Raw genomic sequence first — 24,455 nt, 5'->3', positions numbered from 1 at the left:
GTGGTTCCCGGCACGCTGACGTGCAGCAAACTGGCTTCCATCCCTAAGGAGAAATCGTGAATGAATGAACAAGAGCACAACGTAGAGGGCACTCTCCGTCAAGGACCTGCCTATCTGTCAGGACTCGCCGTCCCCTACAATGCTGAGCAATGGATTGAAGAAGAGTGGACAGGTCAGTTCACCCCAGGTCAGAATCGCACACGCTTTCATATTCTGTATTATGGTGAACTGATGGAAGAGCTTATTGCAGGTACAGAGCAGGCTCCACAGCTCATCATCGCTGAAGATCCTGACACGCAGGAGCAGTGGGTGCTTTTTGATGGCTGCCGACATGGCTATGATTCGATGATGTGTGAGGATCTGACGGAGGCTCAACTGAACCGCCGTGGGCCCCTTCTTTCCTATGTGGATGAGGAAGGCGAGGACACCTTCGAAATCTACGTCACGGCCTATTACAACATCGACTGGGATGAAGAATTCGCAGATGAAGTAGATGAAGAGGGCAATATGGAGCTTATCACAGGTGAGAAATGCAGCTTCGATGAGGTGAAACGCAATGGCTTTGATGCCATCAGCATCACCGTCGTGAATAGTCGGGGATTTCGAACGGAGCTACTGCAGGAGGAATTGGCCTAATTCCTTGCAGGAGATTGAGCAGTTAAGGAGAACTGTTCAGTATAGAAATATAAAGGATAGATACAGAGGAGGGCCACCATGCAGGAGATGGACAAGCTGATTGCCCAATTGGATACACTGCTTCAGGAAAAGGCACAAGACCCTGAGATTCGTGAAATGTATGAGGACTATGTTCGTCAGTCCGGTGCAAGCGAGCATGAACTGATCCAGTTTGAGAAGGACTTTGGAATTCGCCTACCGGAGGACTTTCGTGCATTTTACCGACAGAAGAATGGCAGTGGCTACCACTTCCATGTGCTCTATCCGGGTAAAGAGCAGCCGGATGCAAGATATCCACCCTTTTATCTCATGTCACTGGATGAAATGAGAGAGGTCAAGACGTATTTTTGCAGCGAGGACGAGCCGTTAGAGCAATATTTTACTCCAGAGGAGATTGCTGAGCTTGAGCCCGAGCTGCAGCCGTTTCTTTCCCATAGCCGCTGGTTCCCGTTTGCCACGATGGCAGGGGGATCATTGTATCTCATGCTGGACTTCTATCCCTCGGAGCAGGGAACTCTAGGACAGATTATATGCTATGTACATGATCCAGATTTTATCTATTATATTGCCCCAAGCTTCAGCGATATGCTGCGTGATTCTAATCGAAATCTGGGGCAGAAGACTGCGATTGAATATTGACATTCTGGCATACGCCCTATGCCCTCTCAATATTCGTTCCACCGCTTGCGATAGGCTAGGGGAGTCAACTCCTCCCGGGCCTTGAACAGATTAATGAAATGACTGGGATTGTCTATGCCAACCTGTGCTGCAATCTCTGTAACGGTTAATTCGGTGTGCTTAAGCAGATTTTTGGCCGCTGTAATGCGATGAAGAATGATATATTCCTGCAGCGATATCCCGATGTAACGTTTGAATTCGCGAGAAAGCACGAACTTGCTGCGGGAGTATGCTCTAGCTAGCTCCTCCAGCGTGATTCTCTCCGTATAGCGCTCCTCAAGCTCCTGTTGCAACAAGGAGATGTACGGTGGGGGGGCATGGTCTTCATGGATGTGCTGATCAGGATACAGCAGGAGTAGGGTCAATAGCTCAGTAAGCCGCTGTGAGGCTATTGCTTCCGCCCGAAGTCCCTTTTCCTTCTGGATCACTAACAATCCCTGCAGTATTTCACCAATTCCTGAATCCTCTCCTACGTTCAGCACTGGTGGCTTATGAAGGCTATATTGCTGATAGTATCCTCCGATCGAAGACCCATTGAGATGTACAAATGCAACCTCCCAACACGCTTCTCCGACTGCTTCATATTTTTGATAACTCATACAGTCGATGAACAGGACCTGATGACGGTTCACTTCATATCGCTCTCCCTGATAGGTCAAGACTCCTTTTCCCCTCAATGTATAAATAATCAGGTAAGAATTCAGATGCTCCCGTTCGGTGAAATAAGGATGAAAGGTATGTAAATGCCCCACTTCCTGAACATAGAAAAACATAGATTTGGCTGCATCCGAAGGTGTGCACACCTTCATGATGGAATCGGATGTCCATACGTGCTGTTTCCTCTCCCAAAAGCTACTCAATGTTATGCTCCTTCCTCAATTTGCGATAAGTAGGTCAATATCCTTTGATCTTTGCTCAACATCCTGCGATGACGTCAGTCGAGGTAGCGTTTACAATAATGGCTGTAGCATTATTATTCCATATTATTTTTCTTGGGTAAACACGGGCTAAATCAACCGAGCAGAAGATATGAAATGAAGCCAATGATCTATTCATATTCACGCTTGGTTTTAGCATGCAGCCTGCTATAAGTGGAGGGATATCTTGATGCAAATGAAGCTACACCAGCCCTTGGATTATGCGCGTCATATATGGTCAGATCGGCCTGCAACTGTATGGGAGGAGGCTTATCCCTTGGGAAATGCGACGTTGGGAGCCATGGTATTTGGCGATGTGCAGCAGGAACGCATTGCACTGAATGAGGATAGCCTCTGGTATGGTGGGCCAAGGGACAGGAACAATCCGGATGCGCTTGCTCATCTGGAGGAGATTCGCACACGGCTGCGAGACGGACAGCTAAAGTCTGCCCATCAGCTCGCTGCGATGGCGCTGTCAGCCGTACCTGAGAATCAGCGTCATTACACACCCCTGGGAGATTTGAAGCTGACCTTCGACAGTGAAGGACAGGAGCCAGAACATTATCGAAGGGATCTGGATGTTCGTGAGGGCATAGTGACAGTAGGTTATCAGGTAGGGGACAGAGCATTTAGGCGGGAGCACTTTGTAAGTCACCCGGATCAAGTCCTTGTTATCCGATTCACGGCCTCCACGTCAAGAGCCATTGGATTCACCGCGAGACTAATGCGCGGGCAGAAGAATCGATACTTTGATGAAAATGTGAAGCTGGAAGAGAACACACTCATGATGCGCGGGCATGGTGGTGGCGAAGGGGCTGTGCATTTTCGTACGGGGCTGCGAGTCATAGCTGATAGTGGCACTGTAAGGCTGATTGGCGAGCATTTGGTTGTGGAGCATGCAGATCAGGTCACATTGCTGCTGGCAGCCGCTACGACTTTTCGGCATCAGGACCCCGAGGCGTGGGTCATGGAGCGACTTGCCCAGGCCGCAGGGCAGAGCTATGAAGCTCTGCAGCAGCGTCATATCAAGGATGTCAGTGTACTGATGGATCGCGTGGAGCTTAAGCTGTCTGCGGCGCAGCAATCCACGGCAAATGATCTACCGACAGCCGAGCGGCTGGAACGTCTCAAGCAGGGGGAGACGGATATGGGGCTAGTTCCTTTGTACGTGAATTATGGACGTTATTTGTTAGTGTCCTCCAGTCGCCCAGGTTCTCTGCCTGCGAATCTGCAGGGCATCTGGAATGAGCATATGCAGCCACCATGGGATAGCAAATATACGATCAACATTAATACCCAAATGAACTATTGGCCGGCAGAGCCTGGCAATCTGGCAGAATGCCATGAACCGTTGCTGGAGCATATTGAACGGATGAGGGAGCCGGGCAGACATACCGCGAAGCTGATGTACAATTGTGGTGGCTTCGTGGCGCATCATAATACGGATATATGGGCAGATACAGCTCCTCAGGATATCTACCTGCCGGCGACACATTGGCCGATGGGTGCAGCATGGCTTAGTCTTCATTTGTGGGAGCATTATGAATATGGAAGAGATCAGGCGTATTTGGCTGATGTGTATCCGACACTGAAGGAAGCGGCCGCTTTCTTTGAGGATTTTCTGACCGAGACTGACAACGGTGAACTGGTGACGAATCCTTCCGTATCCCCGGAAAATAGGTACATCTTACCTGACGGTACCTCAGGCACGTTATGCATCGGTCCGTCCATGGATAGCCAAATATTGCATGAGCTATTTAGCGCTTGTATTAAGGCGGCTACCGAGTTGGAGGTGGATCAGCAGCAACAGAAGGTATGGCTTCAGCTTCGAGAACGACTACCTCAGCCGAAGGTAGGCAAGCATGGACAGATACAGGAATGGGTGGAGGATTACGAGGAGGCAGAGCCTGGTCATCGCCATATCTCGCAGCTGTTCGCGCTTCATCCGGGTACTCGCTTCACAATTCGGGATACGCCAGCGTGGGCAGAGGCTGCCAAAGCTACGTTGAAGCGCAGACTTGCATATGGTGGGGGGCATACTGGCTGGAGTCGGGCCTGGATCATTAATTTCTGGGCACGACTGGAGGAAGGGGAGCTGGCACTAGAGAATATCATGGCTCTGCTGGCGCAGTCGACGCTACCTAATCTGCTCGATAATCATCCTCCCTTCCAGATTGACGGCAACTTCGGTGGCACAGCAGGGGTGCTGGAAATGCTGCTACAAAGCCATGCCGGCTGCATTCACCTCCTGCCAGCCTTGCCCACAGCCTGGGCCGATGGGGAGATACGTGGCTTACGAGCACGTGGGGCAGTAGAGGTGGATATGTGCTGGAAGGCTGGGACTCTCGTACATGCTGTCCTCCGCCCGCATCAGGACGGGGAGATTCGTATTCGTGTGGCAGGTGCTGAAGGGCTGCGACTACAGGAGCAATCGGAATGGAGGATACCGCCGGCTGAAGGGCCAGAGTTGCATCAGCAGCAACTACAAGAGCGGCAACCACAAGGGCAGCAACAAAAGTGGATTAAGATACCACATGGCCAAGTGGAAGCTGATACAATTGTATTCAAAGCAAAGGCAGGCAGAGAGTACATGCTGACCTCCTAGAGCATGAACCAAATCTGATTTCAAGCTGAATGGTGTAGGAATAGTTGCTGTTAGCTGAAATCAGGCAAGCCCTAAAGAGGTGAAGCCCTAAAGAAGTGAAGCCCTAAAGAAGTGAAGTACCCCTTATAGGCTCGCCGTTCCTATTAGCTATCTTCATGGAAAAGAGTAGAAGTTTTAACTTCCTTTCATGGTAACGAATAACATAGTACTAATAACATAGTACTAATAACATAGAACTAATAACATAGTATGGATAACATGGTAAGAATAATATGGTACGAAATACGTAGAAAAGTCCGATGACCCTCATGAAGTGGGCATCGGACTTCCGTGTTAATTTAGACAAGACATAGTCAGCGCACTACGTAAAATCATCAATTAGAGTCGAAGCGGATCAACACAGCTCCATGTGAAGGCACTCGCAGCGTGTAAGAGCCATCCGCGCCAGCCTCTAGCGACTGTCCTGACCATAGCTCCCGTGCTTGGCAGAATCCAGAGAGGCCCAGTTGTTCTGCTGTGACAGAGATGTGCTGCTCCAGCTCACCTATGTTGAACAGAGCGGCATAGCTCTCGCCCTCTGCCCCGTCAGCTCCCCATATGACTTCATGCTGATCACGCCGGATCAGGCGTGCATTGCTGCTTGTGCTGTGCATCTGAAGCATCTCACGGTTCGTCAGTAGCGCCAAGGTCCAATCGTCATTGTCCCGCAGCTCACCTCCGAAGAAGAGGGGAGAGCGGAAGATGCCCCATAGCGTCATCATCGTCAATTGCTCGTCACGGGTAAATCGGGTCCAGCGGTCTGACCCGCCGCCATCCACGGAGCGGATACCAATATGTCCGAGTGGCAGCATGTCACAGTCAGGCCATGCCCCATCGCCAGAGATTCCTTGCCACGTCTCGCAACGATCGAACATATCCAGCAGTTGCGGCCATTGGTCCCAGAAATCATCGGTGAGCCGCCACATATTCGCATGAGCTGCCAGCGCTTCGGCATACTGTATCGGCGCAGGACCGGGAGACAAGCTCAGCACCATAGGTCGCCCGCACTGGTCAATTGCTTTGCGGATGAGCTCAATCTCTGACAGATGGGTGTCGTATAGCTTGGAGGCAGCAATATCGTCAACCTTGACAAAGTCGACACCCCATGATGCATAGAGCTCGAACAAAGAGTTGTAATACGCCTGCGCTCCATCCTTGTCGGCATTTACCCCATACATGTCGGTATTCCATGGACAGATGGAGTTGGTATGCGCGATATCCCTCGCGGTAGCGGTGGTGCCAAGGATTGGTGTTGCGGCGTGCGCGGCCTGTCTCGGAATGCCACGCATAATATGAATTCCGAATTTGAGACCCAGACTATGGATGTAATCAGCGAGAGGAGCGAAGCCGGCACCACCCGCCGCAGAGGGAAAACGATTCTCTGCTGGCATGAGGCGGGAATAAGCATCCATCTCAAGTGGTACGAATGGGCGATAAGCAGAGGATACGGCTCCGGGCTCGTACCATTGGATATCTACAACGACATACTTCCAGCCGTACTCCTTGAGCTGATCAGCCATATATTCGGCATTGGCTCGCACTTCTGCTTCCGTAACGGCTGCACCATAGCAATCCCAACTGTTCCAGCCCAGCGGTGGTACCAGGGCGACTTGTTGATGCGTCATGAGGTCGAGTCTCCTTTAACGGTCAATTTGAATATATTTATGCCTACCAGCGACTTCCATCCGGTGCCGGACAATAGGCAGCCTGAAGCTTTGCCTTAATATGCATCAGGCAGCCACACCAACGGCAGGTGGTACCGAATTGAAAGGCCTCGCAGCCCTGGCAGGCCTGCATGCGCTGTTCATACTGGCTCTCATCTACTACCTTGACCTCCTTGACGTTCATCTTGCCAAAGAGAGTCTCAATGTCCTCTGCGGAGAGATGCACGCTGGCAGTGCATCCCTTGCAAATGGTGGATACATCGGTATTCGGATGGCGTGTGCTCATATTTTACCCCTGCTCCTGAAGACGGAGGGTGACGACGGAGGCGGCTGGTAGCGTAATGACCCATTGATCCTCCTCACGACGGAAGGCGGTGAATTCGGCAGGTGTGACTCGCTCGGGCTCAGTGAACGTGTTGTGTGCCTGCAGGGTATCAGCCTGAACGATCGTTCCACCGATGATGCTGGCAGTGCTTCCTCGCAGATCACAGCGCAGCTCTGTAGCATCGGCATGGTGCAGATTGCATAGTGACAGGTGGATGCGACCCTCCGCATCTCTGGAGGCTGATGCACTAATCTGATCAATGGATTCGCCCTCCATCTCATAGGCGGAGGATTCCAGCACCGTATCGAGACGCTCTGCGTCTTGGTGAACCTTGTACATATGAAGAATATGATATGTTGGCGTTAGCAGCATACGTCCGCCCTCGGTGAGGATGACAGCCTGCAACACATTGACGAGCTGGGCGATGTTGGCCATTTTCACACGATCATTATGCTGGTGGAAAATGTTCAGGTTAATCGCTGCTACGAGCGCATCACGCTGAGTGTTCTGCTGGTACAGGAAGCCTGGATTCGTGCCTGGCTCCACGTCATACCAGGTCCCCCATTCGTCAACGATCAAGGCCACACGCTTCTCGGGGTCATATTTGCTCATCACCGCATCATGTCGTACGATCAGCTCTTCCATGTAGAGGGTGTTCTTGAGCGTCTTGAACCACATGTGCTCGTCAAACTCGGTGGAGGAGCCCTTGGAGCCTACCCAGCTATTGGTCGGAAGAGTATAGTAGTGCAGGCTAAGCCCATCGAACATCGTTCCGGCCTGACGCATGAGCACATCGGTCCACTCATAATTATCCGAGTTAGGACCACAAGCAATTTTATAGACTTTCTCAGGTCCATAATCTCTGACGTAGGAAGCATAGTGACGATACAAGTCTGCATAATATTCCGGTCGCATATTGCCACCGCAGCCCCAGTTCTCATTACCAACTCCGAAATATTTCAGCTTCCATGGCTCCTCACGACCATTCGCCTTGCGCCAATCCGTCATCGGGGATTCCCCATCGAATGTCATATACTCCACCCATTCGGCCATCTCGCGTACCGTCCCGCTGCCCACATTCCCGGCAATATAAGGCTCGGCACCAATCAACTCGCAGAATTGAAGAAATTCATGCGTGCCGAAATGATTATTCTCCACGACTCCGCCCCAATGAATGTTGATCATCCGCTTGCGTTGCTCATAAGGGCCGATTCCGTCCTTCCACAGGTACGCATCAGCGAAGCATCCACCGGGCCAGCGCAGCACTGGAATGTCAAGGGCACGTAGTGCCTCAATGACATCGGTACGCATCCCATCTACATTAGGAATTGGTGAGTCGTGACCTACCCAGATCCCTTCGTAGATGCAGCGTCCCAAGTGCTCAGCGAAATGTCCATACAGATTACGATCAATGATTCCCTTGGTAATGTCAGCATTTACAATTAGCTTGTTCATCCTTCAGCAGCTCCTTTGATTAACGACTTCTTGATTGTGGTGGACAAGTATTCCATAATAAAGTAGAAAACGGTTACAGGAAGTGGCGAGTGGCAGGTTGATAAGAGAGGCGATAATGTAATTAAATGAGTTAATTCGTTGATACCGTTCATTAATGCAGTTCGTTGGTAGCATAGATTATTTGGGTAACAAAATCATTACGTTAATAATATTTGTATAAACTATGCTCTTATCATAATCACTCCCTTGCCGTTTTGCAATGTGGAATTTGGTGATTTACGGCCCGAATATCATCATTTATCCGCTCTTTTTGATCACAAAACCGTCCTTTACCGCGCAGGCTTCACCCTCACCAGGAATTATAGGTTACTTTAGGGATAGGTCTGCAGCAGAGCGCATATTGGCGGTAATGTATTAAGCACCATTTGCTGTGGAGCCTTTCGGTCAAAGTATTGTTATTGCTGGCAAAGCCCTTGCGGTGACATGAGGCTATTGCAGCCTATAAGCAGTACTATGTCTTCTACTAAGAGAGGCTGCCTAAGCGAGCTTCAGGAAGTTGACTGTTCACTATGAAAAATGAGAGAGGAAGATGAGCATGACAGTCGGAGTACTTGCGCATTTATTCGGAACACATTCGTATCGGGAATTGGCAGCGAGAGTTGGGGGAGCAGGCTTTACTCATATTCAGCTAGCGCTCTGGAAAGCCGTGAACGATGTGGATTTCAGTAAGCCTGGCAAGTTCAGCCCAGGACTGGCATTATCTATGGCGGATGCATTTCAGAAGGAAGGAGTCCGCATATCCATTTTGGGCTGTTATCTTCATTTTTTTCAGAGAGATCGGGAAGCACTTCGTGAGAATATTGAGCGCTGTAAGGAGCTCATCCGTTATGCCCCTATGCTGGGGGCACCTATTGTTGCATTTGAGACAGGCAAACCCACGGCTGGAGACGACAGGGATGAGGACTGGAAGGTGTTGAAGGCAACGGTGGAGGAACTGGTTGAGGAAGCCGAGCGCTGGGGAGTAATCGTCGGGATTGAGGCAGCTAACGATCATCTGGTCGGTACAGCGAAGGAATTACATCAACTGCTGCAGGAGGTCCCTACCTCCCAGATCGGGGTCGTCATCGACCCAGGTAATCTGCTGACCGCTGACAATATGAGCAGGCAGGATGATGTGATTCGTGAAGCCTTCGACCTGCTGGGTGACCGCATAGTCGCTGGTCATGCGAAGGATCGCATTCTCACGGATAAGGCCGCTGGCGAGCAGGGAATCGAGACGGTTGCTGCAGGGCTGGGCAGCATGAATTATGAGCTGTATCTGGAGCTGCTGCATCAGTACAAGCCGGAGGCTTATATCATCATGGAAGAAGCGAATCCGGGCCGAATGGCTGCATCCAAAGCATATATTGATGAGATTCGGGAGCGGGTACGGTTGGCTGCGAAAGCGTAGGGCAGCAGCATTTTTGGCGACAATGCCGCCTATCACAAAAATCCCCTGTCCAGACAACTGCTCGTTGCAGAGCCTGGCAAGGGGGTTTTTTGGTCTGTACAAGATATTCTGTACAAGATATGGGGTTAACGCAGTGTTCCAGCGATCACTATCCATCACCCAGTGTATTAGCGATCAAAAATCATATGTAGGCTCAGCTTCAGTCTAGCGTTTTGGTGAGAAGCCTTCCTCCTGCAAATATTCCTCGGCTTCTTCTCGGGATTCTGCTGCCATCTCCAGTTGAAGTCCTGCCTGGATCAACCACAGCCCATCCTCACAGGTCAGTGTTAAGGTATGACCCTCGTCGTCCATCCAGATCTCGACATTCTCATTGCTTTCTTGTGCTGTCAGCTCGTCCGCTCCTGTACGAGACTCGGAAGATGCGTTCAGTTCCGTGGACAAGCTGCCCTCTGCAATCGGCTTGCCCGAGAGTGAGGCTATGGACGCTGCGATTAACTGTCTCAGCGCATCAGCAGTAAAATCTCGAATATTCACCAGACCTTTATCATTCGTGTCATAGCCGCCCAACTGACCGGCATATACAAAGCCGTTTCCATTCGGATGAATGTGATAAGCTACGATCGTTTTTTCATAAATGCTGTCTTCATAGTGGAAGTTGACTCTTCCCAGCGAGACGTCCCGTCGTGTCAGCTCAGGAAAAGTTTGCAGCAGTTCAATTTTGTCGGCAAAAGTTAACATGTGTCCTCCATCGTTAGGGGTATGTCCCTAATCCTAATGATTTGTTCTGTACAAGATCGTGCTATACCATGATCTACCGTCTGTGATTGTATCATAAATACACCCGAATTGCTGTGGATGTCGAATGCTAGCTGGCTAGTAGCGCTTGTGGTACAATGTGGTTACTCACAGCTGACATATGGTTGAGGCCCGTGGAGCTACGTGCCTGCTGTCCTTCATATGCCGGATGCTGAACTACATATTCTACTTGAGGTGATAATTATGAGAGAAGGACTCGCAGAAGCTCTGAATGAGCAAATGAATTTTGAATTCTATTCCGCTCATGTCTATATGGCCATGGCAGCCTACTGCTCCAGCGAAAGCCTGGAGGGGTTTGCTAATTTCTTCTTGGTACAAGCAGAGGAAGAACGCTTTCATGCAATGAAGCTGTATCGCTTCTTGAATGATCGTAATCGTCGTGCGACACTGACTTCCATGCCAGATCCGCAAAATGAATACAAGTCCATGCTGGACGTATTCGAGCACGGCTATGCGCATGAGCAGCAGAACACCAAGCGATTCTATAATTTGGCTGACTTGGCGCTTGATGAGCGAGAGCATGCTACGATGTATTTCCTGAAATGGTTCATTGATGAGCAGGTAGAGGAAGAAGCACTGTTCGACGGCATCATCACCAAGCTGAAGCGCATCGAGCAGGACAGCAATGCTTTCTATGCGCTGGATGCTGAATTTGCGACACGCTCCTTCACACCACCAGCCGAGTAAACTACATTCCCATACCAAGGATTGTACAGACGACAGCCCCGCGAACGTAGATGCTCAATGCGAGCATACCTACGATGCGGGGCTGTTATGCATGTCAGATGTTTATCAGTACATATTAGTTACGTATTAGTTACGTTCCAATTGCACATGGGTCCCTATAAGGGCTAATCATCGGTATCGGATATGAGGAATCCTGCTTGCTGGAGCACTGTGTAGGCTTCGTCAATGAGTACCGGGTCGGTGGCTGAAAGCGTATGCAGGTGGATGCCATTAGTCAACTCGGATAGATAGGCTGCCTGCGTGGAGCGGATTTTCCGAAGGAAGCCCTGTACCTGCTGTCTCGTACTGACTCGAATCGGTGCGACCAATTCACCATAGACTGGATGCTCAACGATAACATCCTGAACAGTGACGCCTAGATCCACAATCAGATTCAGCTCCTCCTCGGTACGCTCGGGTCCATGCTGGACAGCGACAATACGCTCGAACCGCTGTGCTGTAAGCTCGGGCTGTCCCATGTAAATATAGCCTTGGCTCGTCGCCATCACGGGTTCATTTCTTGCCTTCAGCAGGGAGATATCCTGTACAATCACTTGTCTGGACACGGAGGCCCGCTGAGCCAGCTCATTTCCGGTCAGAGGAGAATCCTTCTTGAGCCATTGTAGCAGTTGCTCACGTCTTTCGGCCCCAGTCAACCGGGTCAACTCTGTGTTGTCCGGAGCTCCGGATTCCGCACCAGTCGTGTCATGGTCAGAAGAGTGAGGTGTGTTGTTCAAAGCATCCCTTGGTGTGCTCTGAGCCGTTGCTTGATTCATCATTTCAGTCGTACTTTGATTTACGCTTTGATTCGTAATACTGCTCGCATTTCTGGCGTTGTTTCTCACGCTATGATTAGCTGCATGTGGCTCCACGTTGTGTGCAGAATTTTCAGTCAATTGTACTTCCCCTCTCTGATCTATTCCCACGTCTATTAGTGAGATCCTCCAGAACATCCAGCAGTCTATAAATGTCTTCTGCCGTAGTTGTTCTTCCCATGGACATACGCAGGAAGTGAAGCGCATTCTCGGGAGGACCTGCAAGAGCTGTAATGCTTGGTGAAGGCTCCTGATAGCCTGATGCACAGGCGCTTCCCGTAGATACACAAATTCCTTTACGGTTACATTCTAGCATAACATACTGCGCTTCATATCCGTAATAGTAGAACCCTGTAATGTGCGGAACGAGGGGGATTGGAGACGTCACCATGAGCGGAGTCTGCTCTGTGTGGGCAGGATGAGCGACAGGCTGTAGAGGAAGGCCACGCTCACGTGCCTTACGGAAGAAGAGGGTGCGTAGCTCCTCATAGCCCCTGCCTAGCTGTTCGATATGTGGCATTAACGCTTCGGCTGCAGCCACAAATGCTGTAATCCCCGGTGTATTGACCGTCCCTGGACGAAAGCCACCTTCGTGATTCGTACCAGGAAACACTGGTCTCCATTGTACACCTGGGCGAATATAAGCCGCGCCTACTCCCTTGGGTCCGTATATTTTGTGGCTGGAGATGGAGAGTGCATCCACACCTAGCTCCTGCACATTGATCGGTATTTTCCCGAAGCTCTGTACAGCATCTGTATGCAGTATAATTCCACGTTTCTTCAATAAAGACGAGAGATCGGCCAGGCACTGGACTATGCCCGTCTCTGAATTGGCATGCTGAATGGATACCAGCCCTGTATTGTCCCGTAAATGAGACATTAGAGCCTCAGGTGTAATCAGTCCTCGCCGATCCGGTTCCACAATCGTAACCTCATAGCCTATTCCTGTTAAGTATTGAGTCAGGCTGCGAATGGAGGCATGCTCCACTGATGTTGTGATGAAGTGGCGCCGTGAGGGAGGAAGCCCTTGGAGTAGGCTTTGAATGATGAGATGATTCGACTCCGTCCCCCCACTAGTAAAGTAAATGCCTTCTGTCTCCGCGCCCAGAAGCTCCCCAAGCTCGGCTCGGCAGTAATCAACGATGTGCTGTGCTTGCCCACCTGTATCGTGAAGACTGCGCGTATTGCCATACACCTCAAGACTGACCGCTCGATAGGCCTCCAATGCTTCCTCACTCATGGGCGTCGTTGCCGCAAAGTCCAAATAGGTCATGTGAAATCTCCTTTTCGTTCAACAAAACTCTTGTGCTAATTGTATTGTTGTGTAAAGATAGGTGTCAAGACACATGTAATGACATTGAGGGGGGAGTGTATTGCAGCAACCGCAACGCAAGATAATCATCATTGGTTCAGGAGCGGCAGCCTTGTCGCTGGCAACGGCTCTGCCGGAGCACATCCATCTGACCGTGATGGCGAAGGCTGCCATAGGCCGCAGTAATTCTGCACTCGCTCAAGGCGGGATCGCAACCTCTTATGCTGAAGAAGATACAGTGCAGGCCCACATACAGGATACGCTGACGGTCGGATGTGGTCATAATGATGTACGTGCTGTGACGGAGATCATTCATGAAGGGAAAGTGATCGTGGAGGAGCTACTGGCTCAGGATTTTCCCTTTGATCGAGATGAACTGGGGAGTGTGAAATTAGGGAGGGAAGGAGCCCATTCTGCACATCGGATCTTTCATGCCGGAGGAGATGCTACCGGGCGTCGTCTCGTGGAGTATTTGCAGCTTCGTCTGCGGCGGCAGGTTGAGCTACTTGAGCACACCACGGCACTGGAGCTGCTGCTTGATGAGGCAGGCCACTGCAAGGGTGTTCTTGCGAAGGACCGCGAAGGTAATGTTGACTCCTATGCGGCGGATGCGGTGGTCATTGCAGCTGGGGGCTGCGGGGAGCTGTATGCCTGTCACACCAATGATAAGACAGTGACGGGAGATGGGCTGCTAATGGCCTACTGGGCAGGCGCAGAACTGGCTGATCTAGAATTCATGCAATTTCACCCGACCTTGCTAGTGCATGAAGGCACATGCTATGGCCTTGTGTCGGAGGCCGTACGAGGAGAGGGCGGTACACTGGTTGATGAGACGGGCCGGGCGATACTGAAGGGGCGTCACCCGCTGGGTGATCTGGCTCCCCGTGATATTGCGGCACGCATCATGCTGAGTGAGCAGCTTGAAGGCCATCGGATCTATATGGATATCCGGAACTGCACGAGCTTCAGCGAACGTTTTCCGACCATTGCCAGCCTCTGCGAGCATGCAGGTATTCGACTGGAGGAAGGAAGAATTCCTGTCTCTCCGGGGATGCACTTCATGATGGGGGGCATTGTGACAGATGAGCACGGTGCAACGGCCGTGCCAGGATTATACGCGATCGGTGAGGCCGCCTGCACAGGTCTGCATGGGGCCAACCGACTGGCCAGCAATTCGTTGCTGGAAACTTTAGTCACAGGCCGAAGAGTGGCTCGCCACTTAGCTGAAGAAGAGGTATGGCAATTCGGGCAATCGTCTGCTAGTGAGCCAAGAAAAGGGCATAAAAGCAATCATTCAGACCCCTTTAATGTGCAGGTGCGTATGATTGAGGTGCCAGAGCTTACGAGACAAGAGCTGCAACGGCGAATGACAGCTTATGTATCCATTGCTCGTACCCAGGGTGAGCTGGCGCAGCTAAGGAATTGGCTGGATAGTAGACCCAGAATGCTTAAGAATGTGCACAATATCACAAATGAAGAGCGTGAGCTGACCAACCTATGGATGCTGGCCAAAATGGTCACTCGGTCCGCGCTGCTACGGGAAGAGAGCCGCGGAGCGCATTTTCGCACGGATGTTCCAGACAGTCAGGCATCTTGGAGGGGACGTCAGATTATTCACCAGCAAGGTGATATCAAGATTAGAACGAATGAGAGGATCATGGAGACATGGAACGTTTACAGCTAAGAAAAATGCTGGAGGCCTTTTATCTGGAGGATATCGGTAGCGGTGATTGTACCTCGGAGGTCATTTTCGACGGGCAGCACGGTAGAGCCATTATTCATAGCAAGTCGAACGGGATCTTTGCGGGGGGACAGATCATCACGGAGGGCTTCAGGCTGCTGGACCCGGACATTCAGGTTGAATTACGGAAGCAAGATGGCGAGGGGGTCAGCCGTGGGGAGTACATTGCCAGCATGGAAGGGCCGGTTGCCGCACTGCTGACCGGAGAACGTGTCATCCTGAATCTGATTCAGCGGATGTCCGGTATTGCGACAATGACTGCGCACGCCGTGGGTTCCCTTAATGACCCTAGCATTCGTATCTGCGATACAAGGAAGACGACACCAGGTATAAGGATGCTGGAAAAATATGCGGTACGTGCAGGTGGAGGCTTCAATCATAGGCAGGGTCTGTATGACGGGATTATGATCAAGGACAATCACATTGCTGCCTGTGGCTCCATCACCAAGGCGGTGGAGCGAGCCCGCAGTGCTGCAGGGCATATGATGAATATCGAGGTGGAGATTGAGACGGAGGAGCAACTACATGAGGCGATTGCAGCCAGTCCGGACATTATCATGTTCGATAACTGCTCTCCGGATAATGTACGCAGATTCGCCGCCCTTACCCCGGAGCATATTGTCACCGAAGCATCCGGTGGAATCACCATGGATACGTTGCCTGCATACCGAGGCACGGGTGTTCATTATATATCACTTGGCTTCCTGACTCATTCGGTGCAGAGCCTGGACATTAGCATGGATATTACAGATTCAGAGGAGGAATGACACATGTCTATTTTGGAGGCATTAAAGTCCAGAGCAGCCATGATGCCTGAGCATTACAAATCATTGTCAGTGGAGGAAATGGAACGAAGAGTTACAGCTATTAAGGAAAGACTCGGGACGAAGTTGCTGATTCCTGGTCATCATTATCAGAAGGACGAGGTTATCCAGTTCGCGGATATGACAGGCGATTCCTTGCAGCTCGCGCAGTTGGCCGAACTGAATCAGGAGGCAGAGTATATCGTTTTCTGCGGCGTGCACTTCATGGCAGAGACTGCTGACATGCTGACCGGACAGCACCAGACGGTCGTCTTACCCGATATGCGAGCAGGCTGCTCGATGGCTGACATGGCTGATGTGGAGCAGACGGAGCGTGCATGGGCTAAGCTGCAGGCGATCTATGGGGATACGATCATTCCACTCACCTATGTGAACTCGACGGCTGCGATCAAGGCGTTCGTCGGTCGCCATGGCGGAGCCACCGTGACCTCTTCGAATGCAAGCAAGGTGCTTCGCTGGGCATTGGAGCAGAAGGAACGTATTCTGTTCTTGCCGGATCAGCATTTGGGTCGCAATACCGCGTTCGATCTAGGCATTCCGCTGGGTGAGATGACTGTATGGAATCCGCTCACAGATGAACTGGAGCTGACAGCGGACCAGCAGCGTGATGAGCAGCGGATCATACTGTGGAAGGGTCACTGCTCTGTGCATGAGAAGTTCACCGTGCAGAACATTCGAATGATCCGTGAGCGTGATCCAGAGGTGCAAATCATTGTTCATCCGGAATGCTCTCGTGAGGTCGTAGCGCTCTCGGATTGTGCAGGCTCTACGAAATATATTATAGATACGATCCTTAAGGCACCCGCAGGCAGCAAATGGGCTGTTGGGACGGAGATGAATCTTGTCCAGCGTATCATCCAGGAGCACCCCGAGCAGCACATTGAATCGCTGAACCCGGACATGTGCCCGTGTCTGACGATGAACCGAATTGATCTGCCACACCTGCTGTGGTCACTGGAGCAGATCGAGAAGGGGCAGCCAGTAGGCATTATTCAGGTACCAGAAGCGATTCGTAAGGATGCGGTGTTGGCGCTTGAGCGGATGCTGCGCATACCGGGCTGAGCGTGAATCCAAGAGTCGAATACCGACCTGTGAGACAACGAGGACATGAAGAGCTGGCAATAAGAACAAACAAACAGAGCGAATAGGTTTGTTGAATTGCTAGTTTATGTAGCGTGGTTAACCTATGAAGATTGTCTGCAGGATAACGCGGCATTGCAGCATTGCTGAATTTACGAATAAATGGAAAGGTACCAATCAGACATATTCGGGTTCATATTCCCTCCTTCGGGGTAAAGAGTGCGCAGATAGGTTAAATACAGCACAGCACAGTACAGAGATGTACTGTACAGTACTATGTGGCCTATTACACATGCGACGATTCTGACCACCTGCAGGAACGGGGAGGGATTATATGAAGTCGAGGGATGCTTATTTTGACAATCTGAAGTGGCTGCTGGTAATGCTTGTGGTCGTCGGCCATCTCATCGAACCACTACCGGACAAGACGGTACTACAGCCCTTGTATTTGACAATTTATACGTTTCATATTCCACTATTTGTCATGGTATCTGGCTACTTCAGCAAGCAGATCGACAACTCCAAGTATACGACAAGGGTCATCAGTCAATTGGTGGTCCCTTATTTTATTTTTGAGAGCCTGTACTCCTTGTTCGATTACGCTGTATTGGGGACATCCAGACTCAGCTTTTCCCTTTTCACGCCCTACTGGCTGATGTGGTATTTCTTCAGCATGATCATTTGGAAGGCAGTGCTGCCGTTCGCCGTCAAGGTAAAGTACGCACTCCCACTATCCATTGCGGTTGCTGTGCTTGCTGGTTACGCAGCGGATGCGGAATATTATGCGAGTATCTCACGGACACTTGTGTTTTTTCCTTTTTTTCTGGCAGGCTACCTGCTGGATAAAAGCAAGCTCGAACGGCTGCGGACCCCAGGTATGCGGCTAGTGGCGGGCTTAGCTTTTGGCATGCTGTACATGGCCTATGCGTGGTATGGCCAGGACTGGAATGCACAGTGGCTCTATGGCAGTTACTCCTATGCCTCACTCGGCCATCCCGAATGGTACGCGGGCCTGTATCGTCTGCTCCATATCGCGGTAGCCACGTTTATAGGCGGCTGTGTGTTACTGCTCGTGCCTGCCCGTCGTCTTCCCTTGATCTCGGAGCAGGGGCAGCATACGGTGTATGTCTACCTGCTGCATGGGTTTGTTGTAAAAGGCTTGCTGGCTACTGAGTTCTATTCCTATTTCGTTGCAGCCTCAGCACCCAGCCTTGTCCTGGTGATCCTGCTTGGTCTGCTCCTGACACTGTTACTCTCATCGGGACGTGTAATCATGTCTATGAGCTGGTTAGTTGAGCCACGCTTGGAGCGAATATTCAAAGGAGAGAAACGGCGACAGTGGCAGTAAATGTCTATATCATGACGAAGTTGTGTCATCGCCAGCAACTCGTGCGATCTGTGTCATGGCATGGTACAATGAAGGGACATGAAAGGAGGTGAATCCCTTGCTGGAATTACATGATTTGATTCCGTATATATTTACCATTGGCCTCATCTGCACAGTCAGCTATGCCTACATCGCACATCTTTATTGCGGAGTGACGAAGTACTGGCTTGATTACGAGGGTGGCAGCTTGTGGAGCGATACGGTCAGCAGCCCTCAGCTCTGCATTCATATTCGTCAGTTGTCTGGCCATTTATCTCGTGTCATTCGTCGTAGAGAAGCTCCGGATGATGATATATCTGCTTGTCATACCTCGTTGAAGCTCAAGAAGAACATTCAACGAGGAGGAGCATTATGGAGTCATTCAAGGGATTCACTTCCCGATCAGTTCAGGTACGGATTTTAGGAGTTATCGCCTTATTAGCAATAGTCATGCTACTATCCGGTTGCGGTACTCAGGCGGCACAAATTGACAGCCAGACACCAGGGTTCTTCAATCACTACGTCGTATACCCGCTGTCCCTAGTATTACAGCAGCTTGCCGCTTGGTTCAGTGGAAGCTATGGTTTATCCATCATCGCGCTTACACTGATCGTGCGCTTGGCACTCCTGCCTCTGATGATGCGCCAAGCGCGTGCACAGCAGGGAATGAAGCAGAAGATGTCTGCCATGCAGCCACAGCTGGACGAGCTCAAGCAGAAGTACGAGAGCAAGAAGGATTCAGCTAGCCAACAGAAAATGCAGCAGGAAATGATGGCGATCTACAAGGAGCATCAATTCAATCCGCTCAATATCGGCTGTCTGCCCATTCTGATTCAGCTGCCGATTCTCTCAGGCATGTATACCGCCATTCGTCTGACGCCGGAGCTATCCAGCCACTCCTTCTGGTGGTTCCAGCTTGGCAAGCCGGATATCATCATGGCCATTGTCGTAGCCGGGATCTATCTGCTCCAGGCTCGGGTGTCACAGGCCAGTATGTCGCCTGAGCAGCGGAAGCAATTTGCACTGGTGGGCTACCTGTCTCCGCTCATGATGGCAGTGTTCTCATTCAGTGCTCCAGCGGCTATGCCGCTCTACTGGATGGTCAGCGGCTCATTCCTGCTGCTGCAGTCGATCTGGTTCCGCAGACTGTATCCGACAGAGGAGCAGGCGTTGCCTGCACCACAGCACGCTTCATAATCTATGAATTACAGACCGTCCACAGGGCTGAGACCCGGGCGGTCTCTTTGCGTTTAAGCAGATATGTTAAAAACTGGCTGAGTGGAGACCAAGGACGGAATATGCTAGGCTGTTAGCAAGAAGCTTGAACATATACTGAAAGCTACGGATAGAACATACATGAAAGAGGTGAACGGATGGACTGGGTAGCGATACAGGCTTATCAGAAGATACAGCGTGAGGTAAATGGGCTGGAGCAGAAAGCGATTGTAGATGAACGTACCATGTATTTGTACACGGATCGGGTCGTGACTCGGTATCGTGAATTTTCGTTACCGCAGGTATTTGATATGTCCTACCGCAAGCTCGGCGAAGGGGGACTGCTCTACCTGCACACAGGCACGGGTGTCTATTCGTATCAGGTGCGGGATGATCCCAAGGCCTTCATCCAGGCCTATCAACGTGTGAGTCGTTCAGGCGGATGACATCACATGTCAGCGTGAAAATAGTCAGGGGCACAGATGCGCATTCACACATGGAACCCTGCTTGCTGATTGAGAGGTGACGAACCGTGAGTACGTATTTGTGTATGTCTCTGCAGGTCCGCGAACAGGGTGCCGAGATATAAAGACCTACAAATATCGTACCCCGGTCGCGTTTTTTGCCTATCTATCAAGTTCCCCACATTTTCTCCGATATTGAGCATATATGCAGCTGCCAACGGATAGGCTACAGTCTTCGTGCTTGTTATCTGTCTTTGGCTTTCGGAAGGGGAAAACAAATGGCTACTTGTATTATTGTGGACGACTCCATGTTCATGCGCAATGTTCTGAAGGATATTATTACTGGAATGGGGCACCAGGTTATTGGCGAAGCGAGCAACGGTCGTGAAGCAATAAGCTTGTATTTACAACTGAGGCCTGACTTTGTATCCACAGATGTCAATATGCCTGTGATGAACGGCATTGATGCTGTGCGAGAAATCGTCAAGGCTGACCCAGAGGCGAGGGTACTAATCTGCTCCTCACTGGGCCAGCATGAGGTGATCATCGAAGCCTTCAAGGCGGGAGCCAAGGACTTCATCGTAAAGCCGTTCCAGAATGACAAAATCAAGCAAAGCATCACGAACCTGTTGAAGTAGGGTCGGGGATAGAAATAATAGGTGGCTTAATCAACTCGGATACAGTTACCAGCCGATAGCCCTGTCTCAGAAGCTCTGGCAAAATTTCCTTCAGGGCCGTCGTTGTCTGTGAGCCTCCACTGACATAGTCATGGAACAGCACAATATCGCCGTTATGGGCGTTCCTCAGCACCTTGTTAACAATTTTACGAACTCCAGGTCTACTCCAGTCGTGTGTATCCTGATGCCAGGACCACATGATTGGGGTTAGGCCCATTTCCTTCGACACATTGATAATCGTCTCATCATAGATACCGCCTGGTGGGCGAAAGAGCGTGGAGTGGCGGCCCGTGGCCCGTACGATCTCCTGCTCGGTCTGGTCCATCTCAGCTCTCACTGCCTCTGCATTCGCTGGAAGCCGGAACATCCTATGGTGGTATGTATGATTGCCAAGCTCGTGTCCCTCTGTAACAATTCTTTTTGCAATCTCCGGATATTTGGCTATTTTCTCTCCCACCGCGAAAAAGGTTGCCTTCGCATCATATTGCTTCAGGATCTCGAGAATTTCAACGGTCTGCTGCGGGTCAGGCCCGTCATCGAATGTTAGTGCAATCATCTTTTGATCTGTCCGTACCTCCCAATAGACCTCACCTTTATTTTCATAATAGAAGCGGTCCTTCTTAACGGGAGCTGTCGCCGCGCTATTCGGTACAGCAATTAACGATAAACATAGCATGGAGCAAATGATGGACATCCATCGGAACAATACAACCACTCCCCTTGAATTATTGGTATTCTGCACTACAACGTTATATAGAATCCCTGAAATGGAAACCACGTATACATCCATCAATTAGCAGCTCCAAGCCTTGTGAAAGTGCGAAGGCTAGCGATGACAAAAAAGTGTTATACAGTGATAAATAATGATCATTGACACGAGCATGGGCGTGAGTAGAATAGGTGGGAGAAGTCGAATTATTATGCCTAAGGGAATGCATAGTAGGCCAAAGGAGAGTATGGTTATTCAACATCTGTTGACACAGCACAGACCGTCCCAGCGTCCGAAGCCGCGCAGAAAGCTGTCCGAGCAGCGACGTCATCTTCGTATTGCTACATGGGAGGGTGTTCCCTCGACGATTTTTCAGACGTTGCTTGGCGGGCCGTTCCTGACAGGGTATTTGCTTTATCTGGGGGCGACGTCTAGTCAGATCGGTTTCGTACTGGCCATCACGACACTTGTGAACATCGGCCAGCTCTATATTGCATATGCCATTCAGCGCATCCGTAGCCGAAAATGGACGCTGATCAGCTTCATCATCATTCATCGCCTCCTTTGGGCAAGCACGGGCTTGATTCCTTTTATTTTCCCCAAGCCTTTATGGGTAGGGGTCTACATAACGGTCTATGCGATAGCTTTCTCGGCCAGTGCCGTATCAGGTATGCTCTGGACATCTATGATTAGCGATATTGTTCCCGCCAAAGTAAGAGGAAGACATTTTGGTATCCGTAATACGATCCTGAATGCGCTTGGCAGTGTGTGTCTATTCTCGGGTGGCATGCTGCTGGATCATTACCCTGGTGAGACGGGGTTCTTGCTGTTATTTATCCCTATCTGGATTTGTGCGGTGGCCAATATTGTGGCGTTTTTCTTTTATCCGGATTTGCCATTTGAACGCTCTAAGGAAACCGCTTACTTACCTATGCTGCGCAAGCCATTGCAGGATTCAGGCTTCATGCGGGCATCTGCTTTTCTGGCAAGCTGGCTGCTGCTGCAGACATTGGTTGTGCCGTTATATTCTTACGCCATGCTGGAGCTGCTACAAATTAGCTATAGTCAGGTATCCATTATCACGGTTGTGCAAACGGTTGCAATGATGATCAGCTTCTACTTTTGGGGGAACCTGAATGCGCGATACAGCAATAAGCGTCTTCTCTTCTGGACTTTGCCGTTGATCGCCGCTTCCTGCCTGTCATGGTTGTTACTCCCGCTTGCACCGGCGCTTGTCGTGTTGCTCATCTCGCATATTTTTCTCGGCATCGGAGTGGGTGGGTTCAACCAGCTTGCCTTTAACTTTACCATTGGGGATACGCCCAAGAGTGAACGGCCAATGTTCATTGCGATGTATTCCAGTATGACGGGGCTTGCCTCCTTCGGGGGACCGCTTATTGGCGGGTTGCTGTATGAACGCATGAAAGACCTTCCCGAGCATCTGGGCTGGATTGAGCTATATGGCTTTCCTACAGGGATTGGAATTCTCTTGCTGCTGCTTGCCATGACGGTAGGCAGACGTGTCTTGCTGGCGAAATCTTGAAATGTTCGATATGATAGAATGCGAGGTTTGCCTTGAATTCTATGTTAATGAATCGGAGATGAATGCTGTAATGGAAAATTTTGAACAGCTACTGGCACAATACGCCGAGCTTGTCGTCAAGGTCGGCGTTAATATTCAGCCTGGGCAGGCATTGCGTGTCACGGCACCTGTGGAGACACTGGAACTGACAAGACTCATTGTCAAGGAAGCCTACAAGGCTGGCGCTAAGCATGTGCACGTAGACCTGGAGGATGATGAGCTGGCCAAGGCCAAATTCGAACACGGCGCTGATGAGGTCTTTGACTTCTATCCGCAGTGGGAAGCCGACATGTTGGAGCGGTTCGCCGAGGAAGGTGGTGCGACGCTGTTCATTAAGGTGCCTAATCCTGATCTGTTCGAGGGGATTGATTCGTCGAAGGTATCCAGAGCGAACAAGGCGGCAGCCAAGGCACGCCGCAAATATAGCGAGTACACTCGTAATTCCAAGATTAGCTGGTGTCTGATCAAAGCGCCAACGAAGGCTTGGGCGGATAAGGTTTTTGCCGATGTTCCTGAAGCCGACCGGATTCGGGTCATGTGGGATACGATCTTCCGCATGAACCGGGTAGGAGAGGGAAATGCCATTGAGAACTGGCAGCAGCATTTGGCTAATCTGAGAGACATGCAGATCAAGCTAATCGATAAAAACTACAAGAAGCTTCACTTCCGCGCACCAGGTACGGACCTGCAGGTCGAGCTGGCTGAAGGACATCTGTGGGGAGCTTGCGGTGGTCCCAACGCGCGTGGAGATATCTTTGTGCCGAACATGCCGACCGAAGAGGTCTTCACTATGCCGAAGCGTGATGGAGTCAACGGAGTCGTGACAAGTACCATGCCGCTCAATTTGAATGGTCAATTGGTGGAGCAATTGAAGCTGACGTTCAAGGACGGTAAGGTTGTTGAATATTCCGCTGCGTCTGGTGAGGAGCATCTGAAGAATCTACTAGCGACGGACGAGGGAGCGCAGTACCTTGGAGAGGTAGCGCTTGTTCCTCACGATTCGCCCATTTCGAATCTGAACCGTATCTTCTACAATACAGGTGTGGATGAGAATGCATCCTGCCATCTGGCCTTGGGAAGCGCCTACCCGGGGACGATGAAGGGTGGAACGGAGCTATCGGAGGAAGAGCTGCTGCGTCGTGGCTGCAATGTCAGCTTGACACATGTGGACTTTATGATTGGCTCAGCTGAGATGGATATTGACGGAGAATTACAGGATGGTACGGTGGAAGCGGTATTCCGTAAAGGGAACTGGGCGTACTAATTGTTGATTTTCCCTTTACAACAAGGGGAAACCCTGTATAATGAGTACCGATTGGA

The 24,455-nt window shown here is 50.7% G+C and carries 23 protein-coding genes; 15 read left to right on the top strand and 8 right to left on the bottom strand.

Features of this window, described 5'->3' with window-relative positions:
* The first annotated feature begins 60 nt into the window (after positions 1–60).
* Complete coding sequence (locus D328_RS0100825) at positions 61–636, top strand: hypothetical protein (protein ID WP_018883038.1); 576 nt, start codon at positions 61–63, stop codon at positions 634–636.
* A 78-nt stretch (positions 637–714) separates the two neighbouring features.
* Entirely contained in the window at positions 715–1,314 is a 600-nt protein-coding gene (locus D328_RS0100820) for an SMI1/KNR4 family protein (RefSeq protein ID WP_018883037.1), read from the top strand.
* Between the two features lie 26 nt (positions 1,315–1,340).
* On the opposite strand, the gene D328_RS0100815 is transcribed toward D328_RS0100820, so the two are convergent.
* Complete coding sequence (locus D328_RS0100815) at positions 1,341–2,213, bottom strand: helix-turn-helix transcriptional regulator (protein WP_018883036.1); 873 nt, start codon at positions 2,211–2,213, stop codon at positions 1,341–1,343.
* Positions 2,214–2,460: 247 nt separating this feature from the next.
* On the opposite strand from D328_RS0100815, the gene D328_RS0100810 reads away from it, so the two are divergent.
* Positions 2,461–4,875 carry a glycoside hydrolase family 95 protein gene (locus tag D328_RS0100810; protein WP_018883035.1) on the top strand — a complete coding sequence of 805 codons (2,415 nt, stop codon included), beginning with the start codon at positions 2,461–2,463 and terminating at the stop codon, positions 4,873–4,875.
* A 374-nt stretch (positions 4,876–5,249) separates the two neighbouring features.
* On the opposite strand, the gene D328_RS0100805 is transcribed toward D328_RS0100810, so the two are convergent.
* The 3 genes from D328_RS0100805 to D328_RS0100795 are packed head-to-tail and all read right to left on the bottom strand — an operon-like array spanning position 5,250 to position 8,358.
* Positions 5,250–6,539, bottom strand: a complete 1,290-nt coding sequence (locus D328_RS0100805; protein ID WP_018883034.1) for a glycoside hydrolase family 27 protein — start codon at positions 6,537–6,539, stop codon at positions 5,250–5,252.
* Positions 6,540–6,582: 43 nt separating this feature from the next.
* Positions 6,583–6,864 (bottom strand): DUF6171 family protein, encoded by a 282-nt coding sequence (locus D328_RS28145; RefSeq protein ID WP_018883033.1) that lies wholly within the window; start codon positions 6,862–6,864, stop codon positions 6,583–6,585.
* A 3-nt stretch (positions 6,865–6,867) separates the two neighbouring features.
* Positions 6,868–8,358 carry an alpha-N-arabinofuranosidase gene (locus D328_RS0100795; protein ID WP_018883032.1) on the bottom strand — a complete coding sequence of 497 codons (1,491 nt, stop codon included), beginning with the start codon at positions 8,356–8,358 and terminating at the stop codon, positions 6,868–6,870.
* Between the two features lie 595 nt (positions 8,359–8,953).
* On the opposite strand from D328_RS0100795, the gene D328_RS0100790 reads away from it, so the two are divergent.
* Positions 8,954–9,808, top strand: coding sequence for a sugar phosphate isomerase/epimerase family protein (locus D328_RS0100790; RefSeq protein ID WP_018883031.1), 855 nt, complete (start codon positions 8,954–8,956; stop codon positions 9,806–9,808).
* Positions 9,809–10,012: 204 nt separating this feature from the next.
* Here the strand turns inward: D328_RS0100790 and D328_RS0100785 are convergent, their stop codons facing one another.
* Positions 10,013–10,546, bottom strand: a complete 534-nt coding sequence (locus D328_RS0100785; protein ID WP_018883030.1) for a hypothetical protein — start codon at positions 10,544–10,546, stop codon at positions 10,013–10,015.
* A gap of 261 nt (positions 10,547–10,807) precedes the next feature.
* Here D328_RS0100785 and D328_RS0100780 point away from each other — a divergent pair, with 261 nt between their 5' ends.
* Positions 10,808–11,311, top strand: coding sequence for a ferritin (locus D328_RS0100780; RefSeq protein WP_026280952.1), 504 nt, complete (start codon positions 10,808–10,810; stop codon positions 11,309–11,311).
* 164 nt (positions 11,312–11,475) lie between these two features.
* On the opposite strand, the gene D328_RS0100775 is transcribed toward D328_RS0100780, so the two are convergent.
* On the bottom strand, positions 11,476–12,015 hold the full coding sequence (locus tag D328_RS0100775) for a transcription repressor NadR (protein ID WP_026280951.1): 540 nt from the start codon (positions 12,013–12,015) through the stop codon (positions 11,476–11,478).
* 223 nt (positions 12,016–12,238) lie between these two features.
* A complete protein-coding gene (locus tag D328_RS0100770; protein WP_018883027.1) occupies positions 12,239–13,438 on the bottom strand; it encodes an IscS subfamily cysteine desulfurase in 1,200 nt (399 codons plus the stop codon).
* Between the two features lie 100 nt (positions 13,439–13,538).
* Here D328_RS0100770 and nadB point away from each other — a divergent pair, with 100 nt between their 5' ends.
* The 8 genes from nadB (at position 13,539) to D328_RS0100730 (ending at position 20,805) form a co-directional block, all read left to right on the top strand.
* A complete protein-coding gene (gene nadB / locus D328_RS0100765) occupies positions 13,539–15,161 on the top strand; it encodes an L-aspartate oxidase (RefSeq protein WP_018883026.1) in 1,623 nt (540 codons plus the stop codon).
* Complete coding sequence (gene nadC, locus D328_RS0100760) at positions 15,143–15,985, top strand: carboxylating nicotinate-nucleotide diphosphorylase (protein ID WP_018883025.1); 843 nt, start codon at positions 15,143–15,145, stop codon at positions 15,983–15,985. The genes nadB and nadC overlap by 19 nt, the downstream gene beginning before the upstream one ends.
* 3 nt (positions 15,986–15,988) lie before the next feature.
* A complete protein-coding gene (gene nadA, locus D328_RS0100755; protein WP_018883024.1) occupies positions 15,989–17,104 on the top strand; it encodes a quinolinate synthase NadA in 1,116 nt (371 codons plus the stop codon).
* 352 nt (positions 17,105–17,456) lie between these two features.
* Positions 17,457–18,470 (top strand): acyltransferase family protein, encoded by a 1,014-nt coding sequence (locus tag D328_RS0100750; RefSeq protein WP_018883023.1) that lies wholly within the window; start codon positions 17,457–17,459, stop codon positions 18,468–18,470.
* Between the two features lie 97 nt (positions 18,471–18,567).
* The gene (locus D328_RS29960) at positions 18,568–18,912 is read left to right on the top strand and encodes a hypothetical protein (protein WP_051091080.1); all 345 of its coding nucleotides are present in this window, start codon (positions 18,568–18,570) and stop codon (positions 18,910–18,912) included.
* Entirely contained in the window at positions 18,861–19,685 is an 825-nt protein-coding gene (yidC, locus tag D328_RS0100740) for a membrane protein insertase YidC (protein WP_026280950.1), read from the top strand. Before D328_RS29960 ends, yidC begins: the two co-directional genes overlap by 52 nt.
* Positions 19,686–19,861: 176 nt before the next feature.
* Entirely contained in the window at positions 19,862–20,149 is a 288-nt protein-coding gene (locus tag D328_RS0100735) for a hypothetical protein (protein WP_018883021.1), read from the top strand.
* Positions 20,150–20,445: 296 nt separating this feature from the next.
* Positions 20,446–20,805, top strand: coding sequence for a response regulator (locus tag D328_RS0100730; RefSeq protein WP_018883020.1), 360 nt, complete (start codon positions 20,446–20,448; stop codon positions 20,803–20,805).
* Here the strand turns inward: D328_RS0100730 and D328_RS0100725 are convergent.
* Positions 20,786–21,634, bottom strand: coding sequence for a polysaccharide deacetylase family protein (locus D328_RS0100725; RefSeq protein ID WP_018883019.1), 849 nt, complete (start codon positions 21,632–21,634; stop codon positions 20,786–20,788). The two genes, D328_RS0100730 and D328_RS0100725, sit on opposite strands and share 20 nt — an antisense overlap.
* A gap of 166 nt (positions 21,635–21,800) precedes the next feature.
* Between D328_RS0100725 and D328_RS0100720 the strand changes: the two genes are divergently transcribed.
* Positions 21,801–23,096, top strand: a complete 1,296-nt coding sequence (locus tag D328_RS0100720; RefSeq protein WP_018883018.1) for an MFS transporter — start codon at positions 21,801–21,803, stop codon at positions 23,094–23,096.
* A 70-nt stretch (positions 23,097–23,166) separates the two neighbouring features.
* Positions 23,167–24,399, top strand: a complete 1,233-nt coding sequence (locus tag D328_RS0100715; protein ID WP_018883017.1) for an aminopeptidase — start codon at positions 23,167–23,169, stop codon at positions 24,397–24,399.
* Positions 24,400–24,455: the final 56 nt, after the last annotated feature.

Origin of the sequence: Paenibacillus massiliensis 2301065 = DSM 16942 (assembly GCF_000377505.1) — a bacterium.
Taxonomy (GTDB): Bacteria; Bacillota; Bacilli; order Paenibacillales; family Paenibacillaceae; genus Paenibacillus; species Paenibacillus massiliensis.
The sequence above is the reverse complement of the archived record's forward strand: the minus strand, read 5'-3'. Positions and strand labels throughout refer to the sequence as shown.

What these genes read in the sequence shown, in the direction of transcription:
- yidC (WP_026280950.1), top strand. Translation starts at nt 18,861, where the DNA reads ATGGAGTCATTCAAGGGATTCACTTCCCGATCAGTTCAGGTACGGATT.
- D328_RS0100735 (WP_018883021.1), top strand. Translation starts at nt 19,862, where the DNA reads ATGGACTGGGTAGCGATACAGGCTTATCAGAAGATACAGCGTGAGGTA.
- D328_RS0100725 (WP_018883019.1), bottom strand. Translation starts at nt 21,634, where the DNA reads ATGGATGTATACGTGGTTTCCATTTCAGGGATTCTATATAACGTTGTA.
- D328_RS0100820 (WP_018883037.1), top strand. Translation starts at nt 715, where the DNA reads ATGCAGGAGATGGACAAGCTGATTGCCCAATTGGATACACTGCTTCAG.
- D328_RS0100720 (WP_018883018.1), top strand. Translation starts at nt 21,801, where the DNA reads ATGGTTATTCAACATCTGTTGACACAGCACAGACCGTCCCAGCGTCCG.
- D328_RS0100790 (WP_018883031.1), top strand. Translation starts at nt 8,954, where the DNA reads ATGACAGTCGGAGTACTTGCGCATTTATTCGGAACACATTCGTATCGG.
- D328_RS0100750 (WP_018883023.1), top strand. Translation starts at nt 17,457, where the DNA reads ATGAAGTCGAGGGATGCTTATTTTGACAATCTGAAGTGGCTGCTGGTA.
- D328_RS0100730 (WP_018883020.1), top strand. Translation starts at nt 20,446, where the DNA reads ATGGCTACTTGTATTATTGTGGACGACTCCATGTTCATGCGCAATGTT.
- D328_RS0100715 (WP_018883017.1), top strand. Translation starts at nt 23,167, where the DNA reads ATGGAAAATTTTGAACAGCTACTGGCACAATACGCCGAGCTTGTCGTC.
- D328_RS0100810 (WP_018883035.1), top strand. Translation starts at nt 2,461, where the DNA reads ATGCAAATGAAGCTACACCAGCCCTTGGATTATGCGCGTCATATATGG.
- nadC (WP_018883025.1), top strand. Translation starts at nt 15,143, where the DNA reads ATGGAACGTTTACAGCTAAGAAAAATGCTGGAGGCCTTTTATCTGGAG.
- D328_RS0100825 (WP_018883038.1), top strand. Translation starts at nt 61, where the DNA reads ATGAATGAACAAGAGCACAACGTAGAGGGCACTCTCCGTCAAGGACCT.
- D328_RS0100795 (WP_018883032.1), bottom strand. Translation starts at nt 8,358, where the DNA reads ATGAACAAGCTAATTGTAAATGCTGACATTACCAAGGGAATCATTGAT.
- D328_RS0100805 (WP_018883034.1), bottom strand. Translation starts at nt 6,539, where the DNA reads ATGACGCATCAACAAGTCGCCCTGGTACCACCGCTGGGCTGGAACAGT.
- D328_RS28145 (WP_018883033.1), bottom strand. Translation starts at nt 6,864, where the DNA reads ATGAGCACACGCCATCCGAATACCGATGTATCCACCATTTGCAAGGGA.
- D328_RS0100770 (WP_018883027.1), bottom strand. Translation starts at nt 13,438, where the DNA reads ATGACCTATTTGGACTTTGCGGCAACGACGCCCATGAGTGAGGAAGCA.
- D328_RS0100785 (WP_018883030.1), bottom strand. Translation starts at nt 10,546, where the DNA reads ATGTTAACTTTTGCCGACAAAATTGAACTGCTGCAAACTTTTCCTGAG.
- nadA (WP_018883024.1), top strand. Translation starts at nt 15,989, where the DNA reads ATGTCTATTTTGGAGGCATTAAAGTCCAGAGCAGCCATGATGCCTGAG.
- D328_RS0100780 (WP_026280952.1), top strand. Translation starts at nt 10,808, where the DNA reads ATGAGAGAAGGACTCGCAGAAGCTCTGAATGAGCAAATGAATTTTGAA.